Genomic DNA, 9,638 nt, shown 5'->3' on the forward strand with positions numbered 1-9,638 from the left:
ACAAGCAGTGGTATCGACTGGCACTGGAATTGCATGTCATCGACAACGGACCGGGCGTGCCGGACGCGATCAAGGACCGCATTTTCTATCCGCTGGTGTCGGGCAGGGAAGGCGGGACTGGCTTGGGATTGACGCTGGCGCAGACTTTCGTCCAGCAGCATCATGGCGTGATCGAGTGCGACAGCGTCCCGGGACGGACCGATTTCAAGATACTGATACCGCTGCCCTAGCAGCCAAGCAACAAGGAGCTGCATGAAGCCGATCTGGATAGTGGATGATGATCAATCAATCCGCTTCGTGCTGGAAAAGGCGCTGTTGCGCGAAGACCTGCCGACCCGTAGCTTCACCAACACGCGCGAAGTGCTCGCCGCCCTCGAAGCGGCGGCCGACGACGAGACGCAAGGCCCCCAGGTCCTGGTGAGCGACATCCGCATGCCCGGCGGCTCGGGCCTCGACCTGCTCGACAAGATCAAGGCCAAGCATCCGGGCCTGCCGGTCATCATCATGACGGCCTTCTCCGACCTCGACAGCGCCGTCTCGGCCTTCCAGGGCGGCGCCTTCGAATACCTGCCGAAGCCCTTCGACCTGCCGCGCGCGGTCGAACTGATCCGGCGCGCGGTCGACGAGAGCCAGCGCGAGGAAGTGGCCGAGGAGCGCATGGCTGCGGCGCCCGAGATGCTGGGACAGGCGCCGGCGATGCAGGATGTGTTCCGCGCCATCGGACGGTTGTCGCAAAGCAATGTCACGGTGCTGATCACCGGCGAATCGGGCTCCGGCAAGGAACTGGTGGCGCGCGCCCTGCACAAGCATTCGCCGCGCGCGACCGGCCCCTTTGTCGCGATCAACACCGCGGCGATTCCGAAGGACCTGCTCGAGAGCGAGCTGTTCGGCCATGAGCGCGGCGCCTTCACCGGCGCGCAGACGATGCGGCGCGGTCGCTTCGAGCRGGCGGAGGGCGGAACGCTGTTTCTCGATGAAATCGGCGACATGCCCTTCGACCTTCAGACGCGTCTGCTGCGCGTGCTCAGCGACGGCCATTTCTACCGCGTCGGCGGCCACAACTCGGTCAAGGCCAACGTGCGCGTGATTGCGGCGACCCACCAGGATCTGGAGCAGCGCGTGAAGCTCGGCGGCTTCCGCGAAGACCTGTTCCATCGGCTCAACGTGATCCGTCTGCGATTGCCCGCCCTGCGCGAACGCGGCGAGGACGTGCCGGCGCTCACGCGGCACTTCCTGCAGCAAAGCGCCAAGCAGCTGGGCGTCGAGCCCAAGCGTATTTCCGATGCGGCGCTGGCGCAGCTGGCGACCTTCGGCTTTCCCGGCAACGTGCGCCAGCTCGAGAACATCTGTCACTGGCTGACCGTGATGGCGCCGGCGCAGCTGATCGAGGCCAAGGACCTGCCGCCCGAGGTGATGGCGACGGCGCTCGCGCAGCCGCAGGCGGCTGCCGCCGCGCCGGTCGCGGTGACGACCGAGGGCGAGGCCGCCGCGCCGATGGCCGGATCACCGGCCGTTGCGACGCCTTCTGCCGCCGCAGCTTCTGCATTGGCGTGGGAGGGTGGCCTGGAACTCGAGGCGCAAAGCATGTTGGCCGCGGGTCGCACCGACGTCTGGGACGCGCTGTCGCGTCGCTTCGAGTCGCGCCTGATCCTGACGGCGCTGGCCAGCACGCGCGGCCGCCGCATCGAGGCGGCTCAGAAGCTCGGCATCGGCCGCAATACCATCACGCGCAAGATCCAGGAACTCGGGCTGGAGTGATTGGCCCCCACGCTCCTCACTTCGTGTGTCGCTGCCCCCCGAGGGGGCCGCAGGCCGCCTTGGGGCGGCCCGGCGCCAGCCTGGGCGTGGTCTCCGCGCTCCTCGCTTCGTGTGACGCGCATCAAACCGGCGCAGTCCGATACCAGGGATACCGCGGAACCGGCTTTGCCGGGCCGCCGGTATCGCCCCCTCGAGGGGGCAGCGCCGCAGGCGCTTCGGGGGCGATTTCTTATCCTAGCGATTTCGCTGACCGAGGGTCAGCGTGTCGAGCTGGAACTGGCCGCTCTTGTCCCACAGCCAGGTGTCGACATAGGTGTGGGCGCCGAGCTTGCCCGGGCTCGGCAGCGGCGACGCGCCCTGGATCAGCTCGGCGATCATGCCGCTGACCTCCGGCGCATGGCTGGGCGTCCGGCTGAAGTGCACGGCGGTGACGCGGCCGTCGGCATCGACGTCGGTCTCGGTGACGACCACGGCGTACACCAGCGGCGGAATCTTGCCCTTGTAGATGCGTTGCGGATACTTCTTGTAGATGGCGGCGGCACCCACCTTGCGGTAGGCACGGACCGCCGGCGTCTGGACCGTGATCTGGCGCTCGGCAGACGCCCCGACCGACGGCCCTGCGCCGCTGCTAGGCCCAGCCCCGGACGCGGCGTCCCGCCTGGCGTCCGGCTTCAGTACTCCGCAGCCGCCGAGCGCGAGCGCCGCGGCCAGGYCAAGCAGCAGTGCGGTGGTTTTCATGGTTCGAGCTCCAGGATCACGGGCGCATGGTCACTGGGCTTCTCCCACTTGCGCGGCACGCGGTCGATCACGCAGCCCTTGACGCGCGGCACCAGCGGCTCGCTCACCAGGATGTGGTCGATGCGCAGGCCTCGGTTCTTCTGGTAGCCGAGCATCCGGTAGTCCCACCACGAGTAGCTTTTAGCCGGCTGCTCGAACAGGCGGAAGCTGTCGGTCAGGCCGAGCGCGAGCAGCGCCTTGAAGTGCTCCCGTTCCTGGGTCGTATGGTGGATGGTCTCGGCGAGCCCGACCGGGTCGTAGCTGTCGCGGTCTTCGGGCGCGACGTTGAAATCGCCGAGCAGCACGAGGTTCGGATGGGCGGCCAGTTCCTGTTCGAGCCAGTCGTGCAGGCCTTCGAGCCACTTCATCTTGTAGGCGAACTTGTCGCTGTCGGGCGCCTGTCCGTTGACGAAGTAGCCGTTGACGATGCGCAGTTCGCCGGACGGGGTGTCGACCGTGCCGCTGATCACGCGCGAATGCTCGTCGGCGAAGCCGCCGATGTTCTTCAGCACGTCGCGTACCGGCGCCAGGCTCAGGATCGCGACCCCGTTGTAGGTTTTCTGTCCGAACACCGCTGCATCGTAGCCGGCCGACTTGAGAACCTCCAGAGGGAACTTGTCGTCGGTCAGCTTGAGTTCCTGTAGGCACAGGACGTCGACCGGGTTGGCGATCAGCCAGTCCAGCACGTGCTGGAGGCGGGCGGTGAGGGAGTTGACGTTCCAGGTGGCGATTTTCATGAAGGGGAAAGTCCAGGATGATTTCCTAGGACTTTAGCCGCCGGAAGCCCCGATTACATCCCCCAGCGCAGCGCCGCCGTATGCACCGGCGCGTCCCACAGCGCCAGGGTCGCGGCATCCATCGCGCTCACCGTGACCGAGCAGCCCGCCATTTCGAGCGAAGTGACGTAGGAGCCCGTCAGATGGCGCGCGACCTTCAGCCGGTGGCCGTCGAGCACCCTGCGCACCGCATGCACCATCAGGTAAAGCTCCATCAGCGGCGTGCCGCCGAAGCCGTTGACGAGCAGCAGCACCTCCTGGCCGGGCTTGAGCGACAGATCCTTGAGGATCGCGCCGCTCAGCTCGGCCGCGATGTCGTCGGCCGACGCCAGCTTGACCCGGCGCCGGCCGGGCTCGCCGTGGATGCCGACGCCCATCTCCATCTCTTCCGGACCGATCTGGAAGGTTGGCTTGCCGGCCGCCGGCACGGTGCACGAGCTGAGCGCGACACCCATCGAGGCCGTCGCCTTGTTGACCGAATCCCCGAGCGCCTTGAGCGCCGCCAGACCGTCGCCGCGTTCGGCCGCGGCGCCGACGATCTTCTCGACGATCAGGGTGCCGGCGACGCCGCGGCGGCCGGTCGTGTAGGTCGAGTTCTCGACGGCGACGTCGTCGTTGACGATGACCGTCTCGTTGTCGCAGTCGACCATCTCGGCGGCCATCTGGAAATTCATCATGTCGCCGGAATAGTTCTTGACGATGAACAGCACGCCGGCGCCGGTGTCCACGGCCTGCGCCGCGGCCAGCATCTGGTCGGGCGTGGGCGAAGTGAACACCTGGCCCGGACAGGCTGCATCGAGCATGCCGTGGCCGACGAAGCCGGTGTGCAGCGGCTCGTGCCCCGAGCCGCCGCCCGAGATCAGCGCGACCTTGCCGGGCTTGGGCGTGCGCCGGCGCACGAACTGGCCGCCCTCGCCGAGGGTCACGATATCGGCGTGCGCGGCCGCGAAGCCGTCCAGGGATTCGGACAGCAGGGAATCGACCTCGTTGATGAGCTTCTTCATGGTGCGCTTTCAGGCGGAAAGGGAAGTCGGTCGGGCGGGCGATTGCAGGCTGTCGCAGATCGCGCCGATGATCAGTGCCACCGAGCGCGAGCCCGGGTCGACGTGGCCCAGCGCGCGTTCGCCGAGGAAGGACGCGCGGCCCTTGATGGCATCCATCGCGGCGGTGGCGTCGGCGCTCGTGAAGGCGCATGCGCGGACCCGGCCGGCCAGGTCGCCGCCGCCTTCGGCGAGCACCCTGCGCACCGGGTCGAGCACGTCGAGCAAGGTCTTCTGGCCGACCTCGGCCTTGCCCAGCCGGGTCAGTGCCTTGATGCCCGCGTCCAGCGCGCTGGCCAGGCTGCTCGCCGTGGGCGGATCGGGCAGTTCCTTGCCGAGCGTGACCATCAGCGTGCCGAACACCGGACCCGAGGAACCGCCGATGGTCGACATGCAGGTCATGCCCATCGTGCGCAGCGCCTCGTTGAGCGACTGGCCGCCCAGTTCGTCGAACTTGGCCTGGATGGCCAGCGCGCCGCGCCGCATGTTGAGGCCGTGGTCGCCGTCGCCGATCGCCTGGTCGAGCGCGGTCAGCTCATCGACGTGGTCGATCAGCGTCTGCGTTGCGTTCCGGATCAGTTCGATGTCGGCCATGTGTGCTCCCGTGATGTGTGGTGTGTTCAGGCGCCGATGCGCCGGCCTTCGGCATCGAACCAGAGCGGGCGCGTCAGTTCGACCTGCACCGCGTCGTTCGGCTCGAAGCTCTCGTTCGCCGGAGCCGAGACGATCAGCTCCTGCTCGCTGTCGTCGAGCCCGACGTGCACCAGGTGCAGGTCGCTCAGACGCTCGATGCGCCGGACCCTGGCGGTGCGGTGTGCCGTATCGGCCGGCTGGCGATGCAGCCGCAGGTGCTCGGCCCGCACGCCGACCGTCATCGCTTCCGGCGGCGCGGCGAGCGCCGGAACCAGCGCGCGCGCAAAGAGGTTGATGCGCGGCGAGCCGAGCCGCGAGGCCACGTGGGCGCTGCTCGGGTTCTCGTAGATCTGCTGCGGCGTGCCGACCTGCACCAGCGCGCCGGCGTCGAGCACGCCGATGCGGGTGGCCATCGTCATGGCCTCGATCTGGTCGTGCGTCACGTACAGCAGGGTGGCGCCGAGGTCCTGCTGGATGCGCTTGAGTTCGAGCCGCAGGTCGTTGCGCAGCTTGGCATCGAGCGAGGACAGCGGTTCGTCCATCAGGTAGAGCGAGGGGCTGCGCACCAGCGCGCGGCCGATCGCCACGCGCTGCATCTGGCCGCCCGAGAGCCGGGTCGCCGGGTTCTTGAGCTTGTCGTGGATGCGCAGCATGCGCGCCACGTCCTCGACCTTTCGCCGCACCTCGGTCTCCGGCACCGGCCGCAGCGGCGAGCGAAGCGGGAAGGCCAGGTTGTCGTACACGCTCAGGTGCGGATAGAGCGAATACTGCTGGAACACGAAGGCCACGTCGCGCAGCGCCGGCGCGAGGGCCGTCACGTCGCGCCCGCCGATCGATACGCGGCCGGCGTCCGGCCGTTCGAGGCCGGCCACCAGGCGCAGCGTGGTGGTCTTGCCGGCGCCGCTCGGGCCCAGCAGCACGAAGAATTCGCCGCTCGGCATGTCCAGGCTCAGGCCGTCGACCGCCTGCACCGCGCCGAAGCGCTTGCCTACATTCGCGAGTCGAAGCTCAGCCATGGCGCGCTCCCTGCCGGGCTCGCTGCGGGGCCTCGTCGCGGGCGGTGCGCAGCGCACGGCCCGATGCCGCATCGAACAGCGAGATCGCCGAGGCATCGAAGGCCAGCCCGACGTGGTCGCCGCGCGCCACCGGCAGCGCGACGTCGACCTTGGCGCGCACCGTCGCGCCCTGTGCGGTGGCCAGCGTCACGACCGTGCTGGTGCCCAGGTATTCCGTGGCGAGCACTTCGGCGCGCAACGCGGATGCCGCGTCGAAGCGCACGTGCTCGGGCCGCACGCCGCACAGCAGGGCCCGTGGCGCGAGGTCTTCGCGCAAGGCCGGCACGTCGACCGGCGCGGCACCGATCCGGATCGCCTTCTCGCCGTTCGCGAGGCCCGCCTCGAAGGGCAGGAAGTTCATCGACGGCGCGCCGATGAAGTCGGCCACGAAGACGCTGGCCGGTCGCTCGTAGACCTCGAGCGGCGCGCCGAGCTGCTCGATCACGCCGTCGTTCATGATCGCGATCACGTCGGCCATCGCCATCGCCTCCATCTGGTCGTGCGTCACGTAGACGGTGGTGGCGCGCAGCCGGTCGTGCAGCGCGCGCAGCTCCTGGCACATCACTTCGCGGAACTCGGCGTCGAGTGCGCCGAGCGGCTCGTCCATCAGGAAGGCCAGCGGCTGGCGCACGATGGCGCGGCCGAGCGCGACGCGCTGCCGGTCGCCGCTCGACAGCTGAGAGACCGGCTTGTCGAGCAGGTGCGTGATGCGCAACGTGCGCGCCGCCTGCTCGACCTGGCGGCCGATCTCGGCGCGCGCCATGCCCTGCGAGACCAGCGGGAAGCCGATGTTGCGCCGCACGTTCATGTGCGGATAGAGCGCGAACATCTGGAACACGAAGGCGATGTCGCGTGCCGACGCGCGCTTGAAGCTGACGTCCTCGTCGCCGAGGAAGATCTGGCCCGAGGTCGGCAGCTCGAGTCCGGCGATCATCCGCAGCGTGGTGGTCTTGCCGCAGCCCGAAGGACCGAGCAGGCAGAAGAACTCGCCGTCGCGCACGGTGAAGCTCGAGCTCTTCACCGCGGTGAAGTCGGCGAAGGCCTTGTGCAGCTGGTGGACGCGGATCTCGGCCATGGCTCAGACGGGGAACTTGGAGACCACCATGAACAGCGCGGTGCCGACCAGGGTGGTCAGGAACGACCAGGTGAACAGGCTCATCGCGAGCGGCTGCAGCATCATCACCAGGCCCGCGGTGATCACGATGCAGGCGACGATCTCCATCGGTCCGCGGCGCAGCCAGCGCGGCCAGCGGCGCGGTGCGGTCGGGGGCGGGGCGGTCGGCATGGCTGGCACTCCTACTTGCGCACGGCGCCGAAGGTGATGCCGCGCAGCAGGTGCCGGCGCAGCAGGATCGTGAACACCAGGATCGGAATCAGGAACAGCGTGGTGCCGGCCGCGACCGCGGGCCAGTCCTGCCCGCCTTCGCCGATGATGATCGGAATGAAGGGCGGTGCGGTCTGCGCCGTGCCCGAGGTCAGCAGCACCGCGAAGGCGTATTCGTTCCAGGCGAAGATCAGGCAGAAGATCGAGGTGGCGACGATGCCGGTGGTGGCCTGCGGCAGCACCACTTTGCGAAAGGCCTGCAGCCGCGTGTAGCCGTCGACCATCGCCGCCTCTTCGTACTCGCGCGGGATCTCGTCGATGAAGCCCTTGAGCAGCCACACCGCGAGCGACACGTTGACCGCGCTGTAGAGAAGGATCATGCCCAGGCGCGTGTCCGACAGCCCGAGCTCGCGATACATCAGGTAGATCGGGATCGCCACCGCGATCGGCGGCATCATCCGCGTCGACAGGATGAAGAACAGCAGGTCGTCCTTCAGCGGCACGTCGAAGCGCGAGAAGGCGTAGGCCGCCATCACGCCGATGCCGACCGACAGCACGGTGGAGCCGAAGGCGATGATCAGCGAGTTGACGAAGCGCGGGATGTAGTTCGACCGGCCGGCCACCACCATGTTGTCGCCGCGCGCCACCTTGTCGCAGATGTCGCTCGGCGGCGGCAGCGCGGCGATGTATTCGGGCGTCTGGCGCGAGCGCGTGGTGAAGAGGTTGCAGTAGCCCTGCGGCGAGGGCGTGAACAGCACCTTCGGCGGATAGCTGATCGAATCGGGCGGCGTCTTGAAGCCGGTCAGGATGATCCAGGCCAGCGGAATCATCGTGACCAGGGCGTACAGGACCACGATGCCGCCCGCGAAGGCCCGGGTGCGTGAACTCGGTTCGACGACGGAGTGCGCGGTGCTGATGCCGGTGCTCATGGTGATGCCTTCAGCGGTTCTTCACGTGGTTGAGCGCCTTGACGTAGATGTTCGCCAGGCCGAACACCGCCACGAAAAGGATGATCGCGAACGCCGACGAATAGCCGGTGCGCCATTTCTCGAAGGCCTCGCGCTTGAGGGTGATCGACGCCAGCTCGGTGGCCGAGCCGGGACCGCCCGAAGTCAGCAGGTTGACCATGTCGAACATCTTGAAGTTCTCGATGCCCCGGAACAGCACCGCCAGCTTGATGAAGGGCAGCACCATCGGCAGCGTGATCGACCAGAACTGGCGCCACTTCGAGGCCCGGTCGACTTCGGCCGCCTCGTAGATGTAGTCGGGGATCGACCGCAGCCCCGCGAGGCAGATCAGCATCACGTAGGGCGTCCACATCCAGGTGTCGACGATGATGATCGCCCAGGGCGCGAGCTTGACCGAGCCGATCATCTCGAACGACGACGCCGGAACGCCCGAGAGGTACGACACGGCGTAGTTGAACAGGCCGGTCTGCGGCTGGTAGAGGAAGGCCCAGAAGTTGCCGACCACCGCGGGCGACAGCATCATCGGGATCAGGATCATCGTGGTCCAGAAGCCGTGGCCGCGGAACTTGCGGTCGATCAGGTAGGCCAGCGAGAAGCCGATCAGCACCTGCAGGAAGATGGTCCAGAACAGGAAGTGGGCGGTGGCCTGCATCGCCAGCCAGATGTCGGGGTCGGTCAGCACCGACACGTAGTTGTCGATGCCGACGTCGACCACCGCCGCGTTCGGCCGGTTGGCGCGGTAGTTGGTGAACGACAGCTTGATCGTCCAGATCAGCGGGAAGATGTTGATCGCCAGCAGCAGCAGCATCGTCGGGCCGACGAACAGCCAGGCGATCGCGCGGTCGGAGAGGCCGCGCATCCGCACCGCCACGCCGGGTGGCGTGGCCTGTGCGGCGCGGACGACGATGACGGCCGGGTTTTGCATCGGCGAACGTGGGGTGGGTGCCGAAGGAGGGCGCCTACTTCGACTTGCCGTCGTCCTTGAAGACCTTCTTCCAGTCGACCACCAGCGCATCGAGTGCCTCCTTCGCGGTGCCCYTGTCTGCGACCACGTAATCATGCACGCGCTTTTGCATCGACAACAGCAGTTGAGCATACGAAGGCTCGGCCCAGAAGTCGACCACCATGTCCATCGAGTCGAGGAAGGGCTGCGCGAAGGGCGAGCTCTTCGGGTAGGCCGGGTCGTTCAGCACCGCCTTGGCGGCCGACGAGCCGCCGATGGCCTGCCACTTCTTCTGCACCTCGGGGTTGGCGAACCACTTGATGTATTGCAGCGCCTCGTTGCGGTTCGGCGAATAGGAGACCAC

The 9,638-nt window shown here is 67.7% G+C and carries 11 protein-coding genes and 1 pseudogene; 2 read left to right on the plus strand and 10 right to left on the minus strand.

Annotation, left to right across the window (positions count from 1 at the left end):
• Positions 1–230: ATP-binding protein (locus tag AC1D2K_RS21900; RefSeq protein WP_478090934.1), on the plus strand; the 230-nt coding region annotated here is incomplete at its 5' end.
• 22 nt (positions 231–252) lie between these two features.
• Entirely contained in the window at positions 253–1,758 is a 1,506-nt protein-coding gene (gene ntrC / locus AC1D2K_RS21905) for a nitrogen regulation protein NR(I) (RefSeq protein WP_478090935.1), read from the plus strand.
• Between the two features lie 234 nt (positions 1,759–1,992).
• On the opposite strand, the gene AC1D2K_RS21910 is transcribed toward ntrC, so the two are convergent.
• From AC1D2K_RS21910 to AC1D2K_RS21955, 10 genes and pseudogenes are all read right to left on the minus strand, one after another.
• Positions 1,993–2,496 (minus strand): hypothetical protein, encoded by a 504-nt coding sequence (locus AC1D2K_RS21910; RefSeq protein ID WP_478090936.1) that lies wholly within the window; start codon positions 2,494–2,496, stop codon positions 1,993–1,995.
• Positions 2,493–3,272 (minus strand): exodeoxyribonuclease III, encoded by a 780-nt coding sequence (gene xth, locus AC1D2K_RS21915; RefSeq protein WP_478090937.1) that lies wholly within the window; start codon positions 3,270–3,272, stop codon positions 2,493–2,495. Before xth ends, AC1D2K_RS21910 begins: the two co-directional genes overlap by 4 nt.
• 53 nt (positions 3,273–3,325) lie before the next feature.
• Positions 3,326–4,315 carry a dihydroxyacetone kinase subunit DhaK gene (gene dhaK, locus AC1D2K_RS21920; RefSeq protein WP_478090938.1) on the minus strand — a complete coding sequence of 330 codons (990 nt, stop codon included), beginning with the start codon at positions 4,313–4,315 and terminating at the stop codon, positions 3,326–3,328.
• A 9-nt stretch (positions 4,316–4,324) separates the two neighbouring features.
• A complete protein-coding gene (dhaL, locus tag AC1D2K_RS21925; protein ID WP_478090939.1) occupies positions 4,325–4,945 on the minus strand; it encodes a dihydroxyacetone kinase subunit DhaL in 621 nt (206 codons plus the stop codon).
• Between the two features lie 26 nt (positions 4,946–4,971).
• The gene (locus AC1D2K_RS21930) at positions 4,972–6,000 is read right to left on the minus strand and encodes an ABC transporter ATP-binding protein (protein WP_478090941.1); all 1,029 of its coding nucleotides are present in this window, start codon (positions 5,998–6,000) and stop codon (positions 4,972–4,974) included.
• Positions 5,993–7,114 (minus strand): ABC transporter ATP-binding protein, encoded by a 1,122-nt coding sequence (locus AC1D2K_RS21935; RefSeq protein ID WP_478090943.1) that lies wholly within the window; start codon positions 7,112–7,114, stop codon positions 5,993–5,995. Before AC1D2K_RS21935 ends, AC1D2K_RS21930 begins: the two co-directional genes overlap by 8 nt.
• 3 nt (positions 7,115–7,117) lie before the next feature.
• Positions 7,118–7,324, minus strand: a complete 207-nt coding sequence (locus AC1D2K_RS21940) for a hypothetical protein (protein ID WP_478090945.1) — start codon at positions 7,322–7,324, stop codon at positions 7,118–7,120.
• Between the two features lie 11 nt (positions 7,325–7,335).
• Complete coding sequence (locus AC1D2K_RS21945; protein WP_478090947.1) at positions 7,336–8,292, minus strand: carbohydrate ABC transporter permease; 957 nt, start codon at positions 8,290–8,292, stop codon at positions 7,336–7,338.
• A 10-nt stretch (positions 8,293–8,302) separates the two neighbouring features.
• Positions 8,303–9,256: a carbohydrate ABC transporter permease gene (locus tag AC1D2K_RS21950; RefSeq protein ID WP_478090949.1), complete on the minus strand. Its 954-nt coding sequence runs from the start codon at positions 9,254–9,256 to the stop codon at positions 8,303–8,305.
• A 34-nt stretch (positions 9,257–9,290) separates the two neighbouring features.
• Positions 9,291–9,638: pseudogene (locus AC1D2K_RS21955) on the minus strand (carbohydrate ABC transporter substrate-binding protein); the annotation flags it as partial.

Source organism: Variovorax sp. P1_H12_2 (genome assembly GCF_056405335.1).

Excerpts from the sequence above, each read along its gene's own strand:
- xth (WP_478090937.1), bottom strand. The coding sequence starts at position 3,272 with ATGAAAATCGCCACCTGGAACGTCAACTCCCTCACCGCCCGCCTCCAG.
- AC1D2K_RS21930 (WP_478090941.1), bottom strand. The coding sequence starts at position 6,000 with ATGGCTGAGCTTCGACTCGCGAATGTAGGCAAGCGCTTCGGCGCGGTG.
- dhaL (WP_478090939.1), bottom strand. The coding sequence starts at position 4,945 with ATGGCCGACATCGAACTGATCCGGAACGCAACGCAGACGCTGATCGAC.
- AC1D2K_RS21935 (WP_478090943.1), bottom strand. The coding sequence starts at position 7,114 with ATGGCCGAGATCCGCGTCCACCAGCTGCACAAGGCCTTCGCCGACTTC.
- dhaK (WP_478090938.1), bottom strand. The coding sequence starts at position 4,315 with ATGAAGAAGCTCATCAACGAGGTCGATTCCCTGCTGTCCGAATCCCTG.
- AC1D2K_RS21950 (WP_478090949.1), bottom strand. The coding sequence starts at position 9,256 with ATGCAAAACCCGGCCGTCATCGTCGTCCGCGCCGCACAGGCCACGCCA.
- AC1D2K_RS21945 (WP_478090947.1), bottom strand. The coding sequence starts at position 8,292 with ATGAGCACCGGCATCAGCACCGCGCACTCCGTCGTCGAACCGAGTTCA.
- AC1D2K_RS21940 (WP_478090945.1), bottom strand. The coding sequence starts at position 7,324 with ATGCCGACCGCCCCGCCCCCGACCGCACCGCGCCGCTGGCCGCGCTGG.